Source organism: Bradyrhizobium sp. CCBAU 51627, from assembly GCF_028128765.1.
Taxonomy (GTDB): Bacteria; Pseudomonadota; Alphaproteobacteria; order Rhizobiales; family Xanthobacteraceae; genus Bradyrhizobium.
Genome location: NZ_LBJG01000020.1, coordinates 22,985 through 37,469, shown reverse-complemented (window position 1 = coordinate 37,469; position 14,485 = coordinate 22,985). Strand labels below are relative to the sequence as shown.

General features: G+C 57.8%; 22 protein-coding genes and 1 pseudogene. 14 read left to right on the top strand and 9 right to left on the bottom strand.

The genetic code is table 11. The annotated features are described in order from the left end of the window. Positions 1-404: 404 nt before the first annotated feature. The 3 genes from XH88_RS10465 (at position 405) to XH88_RS10455 (ending at position 2,280) form a co-directional block, all read left to right on the top strand. Positions 405-899 carry a tyrosine-type recombinase/integrase gene (locus XH88_RS10465; protein WP_271615311.1) on the top strand — a complete coding sequence of 165 codons (495 nt, stop codon included), beginning with the start codon at positions 405-407 and terminating at the stop codon, positions 897-899. A 142-nt stretch (positions 900-1,041) separates the two neighbouring features. Next, entirely contained in the window at positions 1,042-1,536 is a 495-nt protein-coding gene (locus XH88_RS10460) for a hypothetical protein (protein WP_271615279.1), read from the top strand. Positions 1,537-2,106: 570 nt separating this feature from the next. Further along, positions 2,107-2,280, top strand: coding sequence for a DUF3606 domain-containing protein (locus XH88_RS10455; RefSeq protein ID WP_080669711.1), 174 nt, complete (start codon positions 2,107-2,109; stop codon positions 2,278-2,280). 541 nt (positions 2,281-2,821) lie between these two features. Here XH88_RS10455 and XH88_RS10450 read toward each other — a convergent pair. Next, positions 2,822-3,079, bottom strand: coding sequence for a hypothetical protein (locus XH88_RS10450; RefSeq protein WP_014491568.1), 258 nt, complete (start codon positions 3,077-3,079; stop codon positions 2,822-2,824). A 275-nt stretch (positions 3,080-3,354) separates the two neighbouring features. Here XH88_RS10450 and XH88_RS10445 point away from each other — a divergent pair, with 275 nt between their 5' ends. Continuing rightward, entirely contained in the window at positions 3,355-3,600 is a 246-nt protein-coding gene (locus tag XH88_RS10445; protein WP_014491569.1) for a DUF6894 family protein, read from the top strand. A gap of 114 nt (positions 3,601-3,714) precedes the next feature. Here the strand turns inward: XH88_RS10445 and XH88_RS10440 are convergent, their stop codons facing one another. Further along, positions 3,715-4,062, bottom strand: coding sequence for a hypothetical protein (locus XH88_RS10440; RefSeq protein WP_128968229.1), 348 nt, complete (start codon positions 4,060-4,062; stop codon positions 3,715-3,717). 346 nt (positions 4,063-4,408) lie between these two features. Between XH88_RS10440 and XH88_RS10435 the strand changes: the two genes are divergently transcribed. The 3 genes and pseudogenes from XH88_RS10435 to XH88_RS10425 all read left to right on the top strand — a co-directional run bounded on the left by XH88_RS10435 (position 4,409) and on the right by XH88_RS10425 (position 5,295). Next, a complete protein-coding gene (locus tag XH88_RS10435) occupies positions 4,409-4,669 on the top strand; it encodes a hypothetical protein (RefSeq protein ID WP_028160512.1) in 261 nt (86 codons plus the stop codon). Continuing rightward, positions 4,666-4,955: pseudogene (locus tag XH88_RS10430) on the top strand (hypothetical protein). The gene XH88_RS10435 and the pseudogene XH88_RS10430 overlap by 4 nt, the downstream one beginning before the upstream one ends. A gap of 61 nt (positions 4,956-5,016) precedes the next feature. Continuing rightward, on the top strand, positions 5,017-5,295 hold the full coding sequence (locus XH88_RS10425; protein WP_014491573.1) for a DUF1488 domain-containing protein: 279 nt from the start codon (positions 5,017-5,019) through the stop codon (positions 5,293-5,295). 486 nt (positions 5,296-5,781) lie between these two features. Here the strand turns inward: XH88_RS10425 and rpsU are convergent, their stop codons facing one another. After that, positions 5,782-6,060, bottom strand: coding sequence for a 30S ribosomal protein S21 (gene rpsU, locus XH88_RS10420; RefSeq protein WP_014491574.1), 279 nt, complete (start codon positions 6,058-6,060; stop codon positions 5,782-5,784). Positions 6,061-6,509: 449 nt separating this feature from the next. On the opposite strand from rpsU, the gene XH88_RS10415 reads away from it, so the two are divergent. From XH88_RS10415 to XH88_RS10405, 3 genes are all read left to right on the top strand, one after another. Further along, a complete protein-coding gene (locus tag XH88_RS10415) occupies positions 6,510-6,719 on the top strand; it encodes a cold-shock protein (protein ID WP_128968230.1) in 210 nt (69 codons plus the stop codon). Positions 6,720-6,815: 96 nt separating this feature from the next. Further along, positions 6,816-7,058, top strand: coding sequence for a hypothetical protein (locus tag XH88_RS10410; RefSeq protein WP_014491576.1), 243 nt, complete (start codon positions 6,816-6,818; stop codon positions 7,056-7,058). Between the two features lie 55 nt (positions 7,059-7,113). Continuing rightward, the gene (locus tag XH88_RS10405) at positions 7,114-7,329 is read left to right on the top strand and encodes a hypothetical protein (protein ID WP_014491577.1); all 216 of its coding nucleotides are present in this window, start codon (positions 7,114-7,116) and stop codon (positions 7,327-7,329) included. Between the two features lie 14 nt (positions 7,330-7,343). Here XH88_RS10405 and XH88_RS10400 read toward each other — a convergent pair whose 3' ends face one another. The 3 genes from XH88_RS10400 to XH88_RS10390 all read right to left on the bottom strand — a co-directional run bounded on the left by XH88_RS10400 (position 7,344) and on the right by XH88_RS10390 (position 9,215). Next, entirely contained in the window at positions 7,344-7,526 is a 183-nt protein-coding gene (locus XH88_RS10400; protein ID WP_014491578.1) for a hypothetical protein, read from the bottom strand. Positions 7,527-7,836: 310 nt separating this feature from the next. Beyond that, positions 7,837-8,844, bottom strand: a complete 1,008-nt coding sequence (locus XH88_RS10395) for a zinc-binding metallopeptidase family protein (RefSeq protein WP_128968231.1) — start codon at positions 8,842-8,844, stop codon at positions 7,837-7,839. Beyond that, positions 8,841-9,215, bottom strand: a complete 375-nt coding sequence (locus tag XH88_RS10390; protein WP_128968232.1) for a hypothetical protein — start codon at positions 9,213-9,215, stop codon at positions 8,841-8,843. The genes XH88_RS10395 and XH88_RS10390 overlap by 4 nt, the downstream gene beginning before the upstream one ends. Positions 9,216-9,233: 18 nt before the next feature. Here XH88_RS10390 and XH88_RS10385 point away from each other — a divergent pair, with 18 nt between their 5' ends. Beyond that, positions 9,234-10,043: a transglutaminase-like domain-containing protein gene (locus XH88_RS10385; RefSeq protein WP_035701104.1), complete on the top strand. Its 810-nt coding sequence runs from the start codon at positions 9,234-9,236 to the stop codon at positions 10,041-10,043. 60 nt (positions 10,044-10,103) lie between these two features. Here XH88_RS10385 and XH88_RS10380 read toward each other — a convergent pair whose 3' ends face one another. The 3 genes from XH88_RS10380 to XH88_RS10370 form a co-directional block, all read right to left on the bottom strand. Continuing rightward, complete coding sequence (locus XH88_RS10380; protein ID WP_014491582.1) at positions 10,104-10,343, bottom strand: DUF6894 family protein; 240 nt, start codon at positions 10,341-10,343, stop codon at positions 10,104-10,106. 477 nt (positions 10,344-10,820) lie between these two features. Further along, positions 10,821-11,057 carry a DUF6894 family protein gene (locus XH88_RS10375; protein ID WP_014491583.1) on the bottom strand — a complete coding sequence of 79 codons (237 nt, stop codon included), beginning with the start codon at positions 11,055-11,057 and terminating at the stop codon, positions 10,821-10,823. Between the two features lie 259 nt (positions 11,058-11,316). After that, on the bottom strand, positions 11,317-11,517 hold the full coding sequence (locus XH88_RS10370; RefSeq protein WP_128968233.1) for a hypothetical protein: 201 nt from the start codon (positions 11,515-11,517) through the stop codon (positions 11,317-11,319). A 759-nt stretch (positions 11,518-12,276) separates the two neighbouring features. Here XH88_RS10370 and XH88_RS10365 point away from each other — a divergent pair. The 3 genes from XH88_RS10365 (at position 12,277) to XH88_RS10355 (ending at position 13,776) form a co-directional block, all read left to right on the top strand. Then, entirely contained in the window at positions 12,277-12,474 is a 198-nt protein-coding gene (locus tag XH88_RS10365) for a hypothetical protein (RefSeq protein ID WP_128968234.1), read from the top strand. Between the two features lie 188 nt (positions 12,475-12,662). Next, positions 12,663-12,911: a DUF6894 family protein gene (locus XH88_RS10360; RefSeq protein ID WP_128968235.1), complete on the top strand. Its 249-nt coding sequence runs from the start codon at positions 12,663-12,665 to the stop codon at positions 12,909-12,911. 148 nt (positions 12,912-13,059) lie between these two features. After that, positions 13,060-13,776, top strand: a complete 717-nt coding sequence (locus XH88_RS10355; RefSeq protein ID WP_128968236.1) for a Crp/Fnr family transcriptional regulator — start codon at positions 13,060-13,062, stop codon at positions 13,774-13,776. The last annotated feature ends 709 nt before the right edge of the window (positions 13,777-14,485 follow it).

The following is a 14,485-nucleotide window of genomic DNA, read 5'->3' as shown; positions in this document are numbered from 1 at the left end:
GCTCGCCGTCCGGCATGCATTGGTCCGAGGGGCGGAATCGAACCATCCGGTTTCGCCCCTTCGGGGCTACGCCGGGACGAGGCTTGGTGTGAAGGGAAAGTCCGTCTTCGCTCTCGCTTCGCTCGGCTTCGCCGCCGGACACGCGTTGCCCTTCAGTCCCGCATCGCTGCGCCACGCGAAGCCCGAAGTCTGGCGCTCCCTAGGGGAGGCAAAGCCCGACACTGTAAGCCCAAGGAAAATCAACGCAAATTAGCTTGGCTGCTTTGTCTTTGCTACCATGTACTGCTACCACCAGCAAGCCTGCCCCTAATCCTTGAGTGTCGTCAGGGCGCGGGTCTTCAGGCGGGCCGAAAGCAGCACCGTCCCATCTCGTCCCATCGGACCCTTTTTGAACATCATTGACGATGCGGTTTCAAGTTCCTTCGGTTAAAGGCTGCTGCCGCCGCCGAGCTTACGGCTGCAATGTGTGCCACGGGGGTGCGCCGCGCCTCGGCCGACAACATATCCGGGACGGTCGCATCCGATTTCGTGAAGCGAAGAACGAGCACCGCAACCCCATCAACATTGATATTCCCGTGCACCCGGCGCTGGCAGAGAGTATCGGGGCTGCGAACGTCAGCAACAACATGACGTTCCTGCTCACCGAATTCGGCAAGCCGTTTACGGCGAACGGGTTCGGAAACAAGTTCAAGGACTGGTGCTGCCAAGCCGATCCTCCGCACTGCTCGGCCCATGGTGTGCGTAAGGCGACCGCGACGGCGCTCGCCGAGGCTGAAGCAACACCATACGAGATCATGGCAATTACAGGCCACCAAACCTTGGCAGAGGTGGAGCGGTACACCAAGGCTGTGCGGCGAAGGAAAACGGCGGATGCCGGGATGCGCAAGTTGATCGTTTGACAGCGGGCGGGCGCCTCAAAATAGCCGATTCCGAATGCACTCTAAGGTAGTCGTTATCCACCACCGTTTCTTGAGCTTCATATTGCGCAAGGCATCTTTTCGAAGCGAAACTCCCCTGTAGTAAGAAATGGGGAGGTTGGAAGTGGAGGGAGCATTCAGCGGCAAGGATGGCTGGGATTTCGTTTTTAAGACGGTCACCATCATTCTGTCTTTGGCCGCTTTCTCAGTGGCTTTGTATACGACCACACTTGGTCCCAAAAATACGCTGCACGCTGAGCGCATAAAACTCGTCTCTAGAGCGCTCGAGTCGACGAATGCGTACGGCTGGGAGCTGGGAGCTTTTGTCGGGGTACCCGATCGCGAAGCGTTCACCGACGGTGAGCTTCATTCCGGCGAAGCCGACAAGATAGTCAGGCTGTTCAACCTAGCCGATGCCGACTTGGTTTCGCTCGAACTGATTTTGCCGGATCGTTTTACCGAGCAGATCAAAGAGACGAAGTCGCTACTTCTGGATGTTCAGTTGGCGTTCCAAGGTGGAAAGTTCTCTGAACTGGCTACAAAATTTGGAGCTTACCGAACGAAGGCCGATAACCTCCGCAGCACGCTTCGCGTATTCTTGGTGATAGATGGTGGGTGAACTTCCATCGAACAGACCGTGTCCCACCAGTTCTAGGGGTGGGACAAATCGACGAATTTAATTAGCAGATTCAATGGCTATTCTTGCGAATGGCGCGCCATTCAGAACAAAACTGCGAACTCATATATCATTGAAGTTATTATATAAAATGAACATGCCTGACAAGTGGTCGAGTTTAGGAAGCGAGTGCTTCCCGAACAAGTACCGGGGCTTGTGAGCGGGGCGGAGCCCAATTTGGGCAGCTGTTGAGTTGCACAATTGTCGGCCGAGGGACCGAAATGTGGACACGGACATTGTGTGGTGTCCAGGGCAGCTTTTCCGAATGCCGCGAGATTTCCAGATTGTGGCCCGCGGGGGAAGCCGGTCCATCCTAATTGCGGTCCCCGGCCAAGCCCACCTTAGCGCTACGCGCCTAGATATTTCCGAAATGGGGGAACGCCGGTCTGGGGGGACTATTGCCTCTGCGGCGGCGGAAATTTTGCGAGGAGCAGGACAGTCACCATCGCGGCCGGAGCGGCGTAATGCCCGCTTAGTCGCGATCAAGCCACCCCTCCAAGCAAGAGAAATATCATGAACAGGTCGAAGCCAACCCATTTCCGCAACTCGTTGAATTTGAGAGACAAGGTGCAGGTCAAGATCCTGCGCAAGCGGCTCAAGCTGACGGATGAGCAGTTTAGCAGCGTCCTTCGCAAATCGGGCATTTCAATCTCGGCTATCGCCAAGGAAGCCGCTACTTTGAAGTGACGAACAGCAGCGACGGGCATGAAGATAGTCTTGTCTCCATTGTCTTGCGACGCGATTGATTGTCTTTTCGATTGTCCCAGTAGCTCAATCGCGACAGATGCTTCCAGATTCGTCGGCGTATCGCCAACGATATAGCGCCCGGGCAACCGGATCACGCGGCGCGAACATGGCTGGGTTACTGACTGCCGGCCGGTCATCACTCATTGAACACCAGCCGTCCGCCTTAATGCAGATCTCGACTCGAGCGTCCCTTTGCGCTCGATACGGATTATTTGTCCCACCGTTGTGAGCTTCCGTCCATTTTGCCGCGTCGGAGGCCGTTAACTTGTCTGCATCATTCTCGCACTGCTTTGCGATCTGAATCAGACGGTCGCGGGGAAAAGCATAGTATCTCACGGCATGGGGAATCAGCGCGAGCGCAATGGCTGCTGCCAACGTGAGCTTGATCAATCTCAGCAAATGGCGCCCCAACCGACAAACAAAACAGTAGAAGAATGCTCGACAGGCTTCACCTCGGGGCCGCACGCTGCGCCAAGGTATTTCACCGCTTCACAGGCTCAGTCGGTTTCGCGGTATCCCATGGGCGTTTGCCGGACGCGTCACGATCCCATGGGCGCGCAACCGATGCTGATTTCTCTTCCAATACATCTTTAGCGCGTGCCGCCTTGATCTGGTCGCGAATTGACATTTCTGTTGCAGCAGGCGCTTGCTCGGCCGCTCGAACGTTAGCACTGGATGACAAGAAGAGGATCGCGCCGACCACCAAGATCTTTTCCATCAATGCCGATAGCACGATCACCCGTTGTTGTCCGATCTATCTTCGACCCCAGCGCGGAGCTAACAACAACGATCGCCTTCCACGCAACGCAGTCGACGCAGTGATAGTCAGCCGAAGGCTGCCGTGCAGCTTATGCAGGTGTGCCAGGCTAGACAGCGGACTTTGAGATCCTCGTGCGGGCCGCCGGACCAGCAACCATTTTCTGCCACATCTCTTGTCCTCCATCACCGATCGAGGCTGCACAAGGGGCATCGGTCGCTGGCACATGGAACTTCCGTCTGTCTCCGGAGTGCGTCATGACCCGGTACTATTTCGATCTCGTCGACGATGACGGCCTGTTCCTTGACGAGGAAGGTCTGGAACTTGCTGACTTTCGGGCGGCGCAGGTTGAGGCGGCAAAGTCATTGGCCGACATGGCACGGGATGCGACGTATGAATCTGGCAGTTCTTCAAAGCGCCATATGGCAATTGCGGTACGGGACGACGCCGGTCCCGTGATGCATGTGGGGTTCGAATTTGGCGACGGAGGGCGGCAACAGTGACAGGGCCTATGGGTGCCGGCGTTGCTCCTCGATCCACCTTCGAGCATCCATGAGGTGGCCCCTCGTCGCGCCGCAATAGCGGTCAAGCGTCCGCCTCACGCTTGACTGCGCCGCCTACCTCTTTTTTGCCGACCCGAAATCCGGCTGCCAGGCGACCTCTTTCCGGCTGGGCTGTGCTGCGATCACCTTGGCTTTTTCCTTCTTCGGCTTCTTGGCTTCGCGATTGCCGCGTTGCTGTCCCTTGCCCATGACGTCCATCTCCTGTTGGGGTTCAAGTTCTTTCAGTTCGTCCGACTGCAGGATGCGCCCGCGAGGCGTGCAGACGCGGACATCCATGTAACCGTCGCGCAGCAGCTTTCGCGCGAGCCGCAGTGCAACGATCGCGCTGCCACGGCCGAGATTGGCGCTGCCATATTCGTTGGTCCCCATGACCAGGTAAGGCACGCGCGTTGCCTTAGCCATTGAGGATGGCCGCAGCACACACCAGAAGCAAAAGGAACAACGGAACGATCACCGGCGGGACCATCCATTCCGAGGCGCGAAAACGCGACATCGAGCGCTCCTGCAACTCTGTCGGCGGGAGCGCACGTGACCCTCAGTCACCGGTCGATGCCGTTGAGAAGTGCGGTGATGCGACAACCCTACGCCTGCGAGGCGCCAATAGCGAGTGCTAAAACGCAGTTCGGGCAAGGCTGCACTGCGACGTCAGCGCGCGGCAATGGCGAATGTGCTGGCTATTGCTCAATGACGGGCGCATGGTCGTCGCTGTCGGTCGGTTAGGGCCCCTCTTGCAAAAAGGCAGGCGTGCATGACCATCCGCTCACGGCGAGAGACCGTCACGTTCAGACATCCGTTCCGAATCCGCGGCATCGAGCGGCTGCTGCCCGCCGGCGCCTACGAGGTCATCACTGATGAAGAAACGATCGAGGGTCTCACCTTCTCGGCCTATCGCCGCATCGCCACGATGATTATGGTGCCGGCGGAAGGCGTTCGCGACTCAATGGAGATGCTCTCGATCGGCTCAGTCGATCTCGCCAATGCGCAGGCTGCGGATGCGAGCGCCGCATGACTGACCATCCCGTAGATCTCGACAAGCATCGCGGCATGGCTGCGCAGAAGGCTACCGATCTGCGCCGCGCGCTGGCAGACGTCGAGGCCCGTGTCAGGGAATTGCGTGAGCGGGAGGCCGAACTTGAACACCGCATGATGACGGTGCCCGCCGCTTCCTGGCCGGAGGCTGCGGTCAAGGCGCGGCACCTGCTCAACCTCTATGCCGCGAGCCTGCCCGCCGAGGATACGAGGCGCTGGTCGCGTCGTTGCTCGACGACTTCGTCCGGCTCTCGGGCGAGGACTGACGGCAGAGCAACTCTCCGAACGCGCGAACGTGCCAGCAACGGTCACTTAAAGGAGGAAGCCATGACGCTCACGAGCGGTCGCTACATCGGCCACGAATATGACCGGATGATCGTGCTGTTCTCGATGCAGGACGGCGGTAAGGAAATTCCCTGCGCGATCTCGACCACCGCGATGGACTATCTTGAGCGCGGCCCGCAGGTCCGCCCCGAGCAGCGCGAAGCCCAATTCGTCCGCCTACGCGACCGCATCGAGGCCCGCGCGGCCAGCAAGTATCGAGCGACGGAACTTGAAGGAGATCCTCGGGGTATCGTGCTGCGCGGCATCGATTTCAGAACCTAACAACATGCCATGTCGTGATCTGGGAATCGCTTAGGCGAATTCTTCACAAGTTGGCCCCGGCGCCCGATAACTCGCCCGGCAGAGACGGACAGGCCGATGCTCAAGACAACGTCAATGCGTTCTGGACGTCGCAAGGAACCCGTAAGCGACTGAAGGCCAGTTAACGATCAATAGTTTTTCTTGAACGATCGACGCGGACGGCCCTGAACTCCGATGGTCCCTCGATCAAACCTTCGCATCGCTTGATCATCGCCCTTCGCAGAATTGTCCGCCCTCTCGTCTATAACTTTGCCAGCCAGGTGAGCGGCACGCGCGCGTTGGGTCAGAATGCGATGATCACTCGTGCCCGTCTTCGTCATCTCGATCTCCTGGATTACAGACCGCGACTGAAATCTGGCAGCTACGCACCCCCGCTTTTGCTGCGTCGAACTCGGCGCAACCACCATGGCAATCTATGGCAATAACGTTCCTCTACGCGCATTCCCGTTACGCGCGCTCCTTGCCGGCGATCTGCGGCAAGGGAGGCTTGCGCTCGGGAAGCTTCTTTTTCGGGGGCGCCGGCAGCAAACCTTCCCTGATGGCCTGCTTCCGAGCGAGCTTACGGGCCCGGCGAATAGCCTCGGATTTTTCGCGCGTCTTTCTTTCGGAAGGCTTTTCGTATGAGCGCCGCTGCTTCATTTCGCGAAAGACACCCTCGCGTTGCATCTTCTTCTTCAGAACACGAAGGGCCTGGTCGACATTGTTGTCGCGAACAAGTACCTGCAATTGACATTCCTCGCTGGGCTGCGAATGCGCAAGTCCTGCATGCAGCCAATTGCGCAGGAGTCTCGTGGCGATTGCGATGATGGGAGTGACGGCGTCTTCTTCCGCCGGCCTCGAACAAGCCGGTCTATGCGTCACGGCAATCAAGTTCGGTAGAGCAACGTGACCACTGTCAGCCGCGCTGTCAATGGATAGAGCCGTTCCCACACGTCGTTTGGAGCCCTCGATCGCAAAGGAACGTTCGCCCACACGCGCTCGTGTAGCAGCGCTCTCGGAAACAATTTTGAGTGTTGCCTTGCAAAAAGCCGAAAATGATATATATTAAAGAAATTCGATTAGCCGCTGTGCCTTGTTGAACGCGCCCGCGGGCTCCTTTTCCAAAGACATCGACGAAGTTGAAGTAATCGCGTGCTCGTCACGCGATACGCGCTCGCGCGCTTTGGAGAATGAAAATGACGACAGGTACTGTTAAGTGGTTCAACGGCCAAAAAGGCTTTGGATTTATCCAGCCGACCGACGGCAGCAATGATGTGTTCGTTCACGTCAGCGCGGTCGAACGGGCTGGCCTTGCGGGTCTCGCCGAGGGCCAAAAGGTTAACTTTGAGGCCAAGACCGACAAGATGCGCGGCAAAGTGAGCGCCGAAAACCTCTCGCTGGCTTGATTTGTCGACGCCGCTTTCACGGATGTACTGAAACGGCAGGCTGCCCGCTCGATCTTCGGATGGAGCGGGTTTTGTTTTTCATAATGCGGGTTGAGGATGATCGCCAGGAAATCGGCAGAGCCGTCGCCCGAAGGTATCGCGCGCTCGAACCGCAAGCGATTGGCTGCTGAAGACGGCGCGCGGGCATTGGCTGACGCGGAACGGCAGGCCATCGAGGTGCGAAAGAACATGGCGCGCCTCCGCGAGCTGCGTGAGGCCAAGGAAGTTGCCGACATCGCGTTTCGGGCATCGCTGCCTGCGCCCGCACCGACGAAGCGCAAAAACAGGTCGGCGCGATAGTCGAACTCGCGATCGCACGGCATCATCGTGAAACCGAATTGCACGGGCTGGGTGGATGCCTAGAGTCAAAGCAGACGGCGGGGGAACGATCACTTTCATGCTTGCGCTTGGCGCAGCACGGCAGATGTGCAGGCTTACAACGACGTTTCAGACCGACAAGCAGGCCTTCAGTTATCTTCACAAATATCGAAAAGAATTCGAGCATATAGCCCGTGCGCGGCTCGCCTCCGGCGAGCTCGAAAACGGAATCGTCGTGCTCTCGATGCTCTAAATCGAGAGCGACGATTATGCCCGGGAGTCTTTCGGCTTGGCTTCACGCGCCAATCGGGCCGCCTTCAGACGCTCGTGATTATCGTGCAGGGATTGCTGATCTTTCGCGTAATCGGTCATTGGTTTTTCTGTTCGCACCAATTTGAACGCGTTGTTCGCCTCCCGCAGATGCCGGGCAGCCTTCGCTTCGTTTTTCATCATTTTGATCTCCAGGAATTGGATCAGCGCCGGTCTGGGGCTCGGATATTCGCCATGACAGCCCAAGCGATATTTGCCGGGAGCGGATCAGCGTGAACGCTCCGCTTTGCGCCAGATCTTTCGCGAGGTCTCAGCGCGTTGTCGAACAACGGCAAGCGGACGCTGCCTATGGTTATCAACGCTTTCGCGGGACGCATGTTCCCGAGGGGCGAGCCGAAGCCCACGCCGCCGCTCGTCTGCCAGACGTTCAGCTAAAATCGCAACCAGTGGGGCGCCGCTCACGAGCTAAGCGCTTCCACCAGAACTCAGGTTAGCACATCATCGGCGTTGTGTGCGCGTTTCCTTGCCGATTCCTGAAGGCGGTAATCGCCATATGCACCAAGTGCAGTTTGCCCTCGACTGCGGGTGAAATGTCGAACGGGTACGCGTCGGCAAGACCAAGTGAGCGGTTGAGGCGGTTGATCGTCAGAGCGAGTGGGGTCCACAACTCAAGGAGCGCACCGAAATCGCTTTCTAGATACGGGTCATTCAGCGTGTGCGTTCCGCGCGCGTCCAACGACAACGGAAGTCCTGCCAGGGAATCCAGGGTCGAGACGATGTGCAGGAAGTGAGCGAAAGTCTCTGCCCAATCCTCCCAGGGATGAGACGTCGCATACATGCTAATGTGACTCGCCGGATCGCAAGACCAATCCTGACGGGCATAATAATAGGCAAGCGCTGCCTGGTAGTTCTCTGTCTCGTCGCCAAACACCAGCCGAAACGGCGCTCGAAAACCCGCTTCGTGGATCAGGGCATTCCAGTAAAAGTGCCCTATCTCGTGTCGAAAGTGACCAAGCAGGGTGCGATAGGGTTCGCGAAAGGAAACACGCCTGATCTCGCGTTGTACATCATCGGCCTCCGCAAGGTTGAGTGTTATCAGGCCGGATTCGTGACCTGTCAGGACCGGCCCATGCTCGTCCGAGAGAATCTCGAATGCCAGGCGAAATCCACCCGCGAACGCGATCGGCACGCGAAGCCGTCTCAGGTCGTAGATCAGCCTGCGCTTGGCTTCCTCCACGCGCTTCCAAAGGGCTACGTTACGGGGATTCTGTGTGGCGGGAATGACATGGGTCAGGGAGCAGGACATGCAGTAGGAAGTCGTGGAAACCGCGCACCAGTTGCAACCGATGATATTCCGATTGACGCATTCAAGGGCACTTTCCGCACCGATCATCGCCATATTCTCGGGATCGAAGATCAACGGCTGCATGCAGCCGTTGCATTTGGAGAGCTCGAAGGCCGATAGTTGCCCGCAATGAGGACATTTGAAATCTCTCATGATGGCGCACGACCATTGAGGGTGTCGATCAACGCACGCTGCTTCTTCAACGCGCGCTTCCTCAGAATATCAGCATCAACCTCGCTCACGGTTCGACGCGCGCCCTGGTAAGAGGCCTTCTCAGATACAGGCCGCGCCCCCCAGTCTGGCGTGGGTTGAATCGACATGGGCGTGACTCCGGATCGCATTTTCATCTTCAACAAAGCCTTCAGTTTGAAACGGGTTCCGGTCAGGCGCTGGGCGGATGTTCTCCACTCAATCGAGCATACGGCTGGCGGTCGGGACAGCGATGGCATACTGTTCACACCCGAGCGCTCGCAGCCTTCATCGGTGACGATGCCCAAATGGGGGTTCGTAACGGTCGCAATCATCTCTTTGGAGCTACTTCCATGAAGATCCGCGTCGGCTTCGAGATGATCTACGACTTTCCGCAACCGACCCCTCTTATCGCAGTTGTCGGCACTCACTTCACACGGGCATCCGACATTGTCCTGCCCGATCATCTTGTCAGCGAGCCGTCGGTGCCGATCACGCCCTACCGCGACGGTTTCGGGAATTGGTGCAGTCGTCTTGTCGCGCCAGCCGGCCGCATGCGCCTCTCAGCGGACGGCACAGTCCGAGACAGCGGTCTACCCGACGTGATCGTACCATCGGCCCAACAGCACGCAGTGGAAGATCTTCCGTCGGACACCATCGTATATTTGCTCGGCAGTCGGTATGTCGAGACTGACCGACTTACCGACGTGGCGTGGAAGTTGTTCGAGAAGACCGCGCCCGGTTGGGCACGGGTCAAGGCGATCTGCGACTTCGTGCATAACCACATTGCTTTCGGCTACGAGCACGCCCGCCCGACCAAGACCGCCTGGGAAGTGTTCAACGAAGGCAAAGGCGTTTGCCGGGACTATGCACATCTGGCTATAGCGTTCTGCCGCTGCATGAACATTCCTGCGCGCTACTGCACCGGCTATCTCGGTGACATCGGCATGGCGCCTCCATATGCCGCCGGCGATTTCGCGGGCTGGTGCGAAGCCTATATCGGTGGTCGCTGGTACACGTTCGATCCACGTAACAACATTCCGCGGATTGGTCGCGTCCTGATCGCGCAGGGCCGCGATGCCGCCGACGTTCCGATCACCCAGACATTCGGACCCAACACGTTGCTAAGTTTCAAGGTTTGGGCCGACGAACTCACCGGCTGATCGCAAAAGCGCTGCAATGCGACGGTCCATATCGAATCCCCGGAACCGCGAAAGACAGAACTATTGCCCGGCCTTATTCGCTTCGAAGGTCAACGCGGCTTGAAATACGTGCCCGGCTTCCGTTCGAACCTCGATAGCAACGTCCGGCCGGTTTTCCTCACCGGCCAAATCGCGGGCCAGTCCCGCCAATGTGTGAGCCGCCTCCATCTCAGCCTCACGTTGCGTTGAAAACTCTATTCCGTCTTCGTCCGGATACAGTTCCCGATCGTCTCTGATATCGAAGAAATATCGGATCATCATGAGCGCCTGTTGGAAAGATGTCTGCGCCAGCGCGAGAGGTCCGCAAGCCGATCCAGGATTCGAATTACATTGGCGGCTGAAGTCCCGGAGAACTGAGCCACCTGTTCACCTCCAGGGCAACATCGATCTGCCGGGCCTTCTGAAGTAGTTCGGCGCGCCGGACGCAAACAGGCATCTCTTGAGCCTGCTGGCGCAAATTGATCGCCTCTTGAGTGAGACGGTATTCGAATGTCGAAGATTGAGACTCGCTACGAACCTGCACGGCTTTCTCCCTTGAATGGGCGGGAGCGCGACAGGCGTTCTCATCACCGATGGTTGCCTCGGGTGGGGCGGTGACGACCTTGATATATGTGCTCCAAGGCGCTCCGACCAGACATGATTGAAGAAATGTTTTTGGACAGCCTTACGGCTAGTCGAGTACTCCAACTGGAGCCGGAGACCCAGTCGAGATGGAGGCGTCTGTTCTCACAGGCAGCCTCAATGTTTCGTGCTCTCACTTCGATAGACGATCGATACGCAGAAAAGCCGTTCAGTCATCGAGCGCACTTCAACCGCCAAATCTGGACGACTGCCTTTGAACACGGACTCTCTGGCGATCCCCGTCAGCGTTTGCATCGCTTCAACTTCAGCAGCCTTCTGATTGGGCAGTCGTAGTCCTTCCTCGTCGGCGAAAAACTCGCGGCCACTCTGGATGTCAAAGAAATAGCGTTCCATAAGAGCACTCCACTTCCGTGCAGGCGGGAGCGCTCTCGGTCTCTCAGTCACCGACGCCTACGGGACAAGCCTCGGCCGGTGATCGGAAGACAATACGCCAGCTCTAACTTGGTTGCCAGAGATTCCGGGGCCAGCCGGGTCTAAGCAGCGGCAACTTGGACAGACTGCCTCCGTAAGCGCCTCAGAATCGAATTCGAGCCATCGGGCATCGACCACCATCACCTGACTTGGTCAACGGATTGTTCCGACGACAAGACTATCAGACCGGTAGCTGCAATTCCGGCGAATGCGACCATTCATCCAGGTGGCAGGCGACATCGGCCTGACGGGCCTTCTTGATCAGCGCATCCCTTTCTGGTCCCGGCGGGAGCTTGGCGGCCTGGTCAAGAACTTCTTTGGACCACGCTGTTAGTCGCTCCTGCAACGTGAGTTGTTGTTTGAAACGACGTCGCTTCTGCATGGCGTTCATTTCCAAGTTGATGGCGACAACCGGCGATCTGCTCCGGGCAAAGCCGCGGGCTCACGGTGAACATAACGCTACAAAACAGACAGGTTCAAACCATAACAAAGATCAATGCGACCGAAAAAATCTGGCGCAGGCCGCACACAGCAGCTCTCCGTCCTAATGCATCCAGATTCGGCTGGCCGACAGGCCGATACAGAGAGCTTCTTGGTGTCTTGAGCTACTTACTCAATCTACTCTATCTACCCGCAGGAGCGACCTTACCCATAAACCCGGCGACGTGAGGTGACTAAGCAATGTCTGCTTTGCCCCTATAGCGACCGACTTCGGGCGGCAGCGCAATATGTCGCGATGGGCCAACTCCGGATCTACGTAACCGGCCCACAACTCCAGCGCACGTGCACACGAAGTCCGAGCAAGGGTCGGGTAGAGAGACCCCCGGCTCGGCGAACTGTGCGCCGCCGCTGGCTCTGGGCCGCAAGCTGGACGTATCTCCGCCAAGTGATTTCGGAACGAAGTGCCTCGGGGCGACTTGGCTCGGTGAGACCGTCGCTCGCCGCCAACCAAACGGCGCATGTCGCGGATAGCCAAAGGTCCACCACCGGACCTGCCGTTCTCCGAGCGCTCGCGCAGACAGCCAACAGTGGCTGTCTCCAGTTCCATAGATTGGGCAGCCGTGCCCGCACACGGAAAGCTGCGGAGGAGCAGGCGCTATTTCTGAATCTCGGCGCCGCGTTGGCCGAAGGAGGCTTCGCTATGCCCCATCCCAAGGACATAGACCGCAGCCACAGTCGAGCAATTATGAAAGTGATTGGCCAGCAACTGCGTGCGTCGCTGAAGCTTGAGCCGGAACAACCGGAAAGCTTTAGAGGCCAAATCGAACGGCTGCGGGAATTGGAGGAGCGGTCACCAGCAATTGTTCCCGCTGACGAGGATGGGCAACAACGCGGCTGAGGTCGGCTCTGTTTGAGTTGCTGCCGGCGCGACGGACACCGAAATTACGTGTTTCATGAAGCCGGGGTAAGCTGGAAATTTACTTGCGCTAATGCAGACCAGCCAAAGCGGTGACAGAATGGCTGTGCTGATTTTGGAACCTTGGATGACCATCGTTAGAGGCCGATCCAATCTGCGACGGAGCCAGCATGCCGCGCTACTTCTTCCATATCTCTGATAGCTCTTCGCTGGATGATGCCGGCACTGAGCTCCCCGACATTGCAGCCGCACGAGCTGAAGCCGTGCAAATGAGTGGCCAAATCATCAAACAAGGCTCAATGGGAAATCTGTGGAAGGACATTCCGTGGGAGATGAAGGTAACCGACGGTCCATTACCACACGGCCGGACGCTCTTCGTTCTGCGGTTTACCGCACTTCAATCTGAGCCTCCCTCCTAAGGGCGTGGTTTGCTGCCGAGAATGCTAACAGCTCCGAGGTCATGTTCCCCCCGGAGTTTTGTGTTAGCGTATCAGCATTGCTGGCGTTAATGCAGGGTAGCTGGCAACTGAGAGTGTTGTGCTCCCGCCCCAGAACTCGGGTGCTGCAATGCCAAGCAAAATCTTGATCAAACGGCTGCAAGCCGTTGTTGGACTCTCCGACGAGGACCGGACCAAGCTCGCGAACATGCCCCATACGGTGAAGGAATTCACTGACGGCGAATACATCGTGCGTGAAGGAGACAGAGCGTCCCGGTGCGCCATCGTGATGAGCGGGTTTGTGTTTCGTCATAAGGTCGTCGGCACCCGAGCCCAGATCCTGTCGATCTACCTGGCTGGCGATATGCCCGATCTGCACACTTTGCAGCTACCCGTCATGGACCACAATATTTGCAGTGCGGGTCCATCGACCGTTGGCTTTGTGCCGCACACCTATCTCAATGATATCCTGAGTAGCTCTCCCGGACTGGTTCACGCCCTCTGGCGCGAGACCCTTGTCGATGCCGCGATTTACCGCGAATGGATTGCAGGCCTTGCCCGCGACGCGCGCTCACGAGTGGGGCACCTCATCTGCGAGCTTGCGGCGCGACTCGAAGTCGTCGGATTGCTGGAGAACGCCAGCTTTTATCTTCCTTTCACCCAGCAGAACATCGCGGATGCCTGCGGTTTGTCCGTCGTGCACATCAATCGGACTATACAGGAGCTAAGACAACTGCGACTCATTGAGTGGGAGAGGCGCACGTTGACGCTGCTCCGACGGAAGGAGCTGGAGGAGCTGGCGGACTTCACGCCAGAGTATCTCCATCTCAGGGATGAAAAACTTTGACAGCCCAACCTGCGCAATTAGGGGTATTGAACCTTGAACTGAAGCCCTTCCGAGCACATGCGTACTATGCAGCTCGACGCGAGACACGTCTGGACGACACGGCGTTCGGCCCCTACAGGCCCCCTAACGCTAACAGCATAACGAGTCAGTCTGGGTCAATCGCGATGCTTTAGCCCCGTTAAGTTAGGTCGATAGCCGACATATCCTCGGCCGTGGATCGCGGCAGCGATGGGCCCAGGCTGTGTGAAAACGCAGCGCAGAGCAAATTGCAGAGAAAAGCATTCCTTCGGAAGCCCGCTCTGGGAGCTTGAGGAGCATACTAAACTGCGGCGCAGCGGCATCTGAGAAGCAGATTCTCTGGCCTTCGCGAGATTTCGCGTTTTCACACAACCTGGGCCATAAGCGGAAGCCAGCGTTGAGAGCCCCCAACTGAAGCAGCATTACTCGTCCCATATCAGCTGGTGGCATGCTTGGCAGCGATAGACGTAAGTCATGGTGCCTTTGGCAGTGTTGGGAAGCGTCAGGTAAAGTCGCGGAACCCCATCACAGCGGGGACAATGGCTGGGTGGTTCTCGCAGAGGCTGTTGAATCGGAGCCACGATCTTCTCCCAGTCAGAAGGCGGCGGGAGCACTCGTGTCTCTCTCGTCACCGACGCCTGGGCAACCTCGGCCGGTGATGTGGTACCTAACCCGAGCCGATCCTAGTTGG

What these genes read in the sequence shown, in the direction of transcription:
- XH88_RS10465 (WP_271615311.1), top strand. Translation starts at nt 405, where the DNA reads ATGCGGTTTCAAGTTCCTTCGGTTAAAGGCTGCTGCCGCCGCCGAGCT.
- XH88_RS10455 (WP_080669711.1), top strand. Translation starts at nt 2,107, where the DNA reads ATGAACAGGTCGAAGCCAACCCATTTCCGCAACTCGTTGAATTTGAGA.
- XH88_RS10445 (WP_014491569.1), top strand. Translation starts at nt 3,355, where the DNA reads ATGACCCGGTACTATTTCGATCTCGTCGACGATGACGGCCTGTTCCTT.
- XH88_RS10440 (WP_128968229.1), bottom strand. Translation starts at nt 4,062, where the DNA reads ATGGCTAAGGCAACGCGCGTGCCTTACCTGGTCATGGGGACCAACGAA.
- XH88_RS10435 (WP_028160512.1), top strand. Translation starts at nt 4,409, where the DNA reads ATGACCATCCGCTCACGGCGAGAGACCGTCACGTTCAGACATCCGTTC.
- XH88_RS10425 (WP_014491573.1), top strand. Translation starts at nt 5,017, where the DNA reads ATGACGCTCACGAGCGGTCGCTACATCGGCCACGAATATGACCGGATG.
- XH88_RS10415 (WP_128968230.1), top strand. Translation starts at nt 6,510, where the DNA reads ATGACGACAGGTACTGTTAAGTGGTTCAACGGCCAAAAAGGCTTTGGA.
- XH88_RS10410 (WP_014491576.1), top strand. Translation starts at nt 6,816, where the DNA reads ATGATCGCCAGGAAATCGGCAGAGCCGTCGCCCGAAGGTATCGCGCGC.
- XH88_RS10405 (WP_014491577.1), top strand. Translation starts at nt 7,114, where the DNA reads ATGCCTAGAGTCAAAGCAGACGGCGGGGGAACGATCACTTTCATGCTT.
- XH88_RS10400 (WP_014491578.1), bottom strand. Translation starts at nt 7,526, where the DNA reads ATGAAAAACGAAGCGAAGGCTGCCCGGCATCTGCGGGAGGCGAACAAC.
- XH88_RS10395 (WP_128968231.1), bottom strand. Translation starts at nt 8,844, where the DNA reads ATGAGAGATTTCAAATGTCCTCATTGCGGGCAACTATCGGCCTTCGAG.
- XH88_RS10390 (WP_128968232.1), bottom strand. Translation starts at nt 9,215, where the DNA reads ATGATTGCGACCGTTACGAACCCCCATTTGGGCATCGTCACCGATGAA.
- XH88_RS10385 (WP_035701104.1), top strand. Translation starts at nt 9,234, where the DNA reads ATGAAGATCCGCGTCGGCTTCGAGATGATCTACGACTTTCCGCAACCG.
- XH88_RS10380 (WP_014491582.1), bottom strand. Translation starts at nt 10,343, where the DNA reads ATGATGATCCGATATTTCTTCGATATCAGAGACGATCGGGAACTGTAT.
- XH88_RS10375 (WP_014491583.1), bottom strand. Translation starts at nt 11,057, where the DNA reads ATGGAACGCTATTTCTTTGACATCCAGAGTGGCCGCGAGTTTTTCGCC.
- XH88_RS10370 (WP_128968233.1), bottom strand. Translation starts at nt 11,517, where the DNA reads ATGCAGAAGCGACGTCGTTTCAAACAACAACTCACGTTGCAGGAGCGA.
- XH88_RS10365 (WP_128968234.1), top strand. Translation starts at nt 12,277, where the DNA reads ATGCCCCATCCCAAGGACATAGACCGCAGCCACAGTCGAGCAATTATG.
- XH88_RS10360 (WP_128968235.1), top strand. Translation starts at nt 12,663, where the DNA reads ATGCCGCGCTACTTCTTCCATATCTCTGATAGCTCTTCGCTGGATGAT.
- XH88_RS10355 (WP_128968236.1), top strand. Translation starts at nt 13,060, where the DNA reads ATGCCAAGCAAAATCTTGATCAAACGGCTGCAAGCCGTTGTTGGACTC.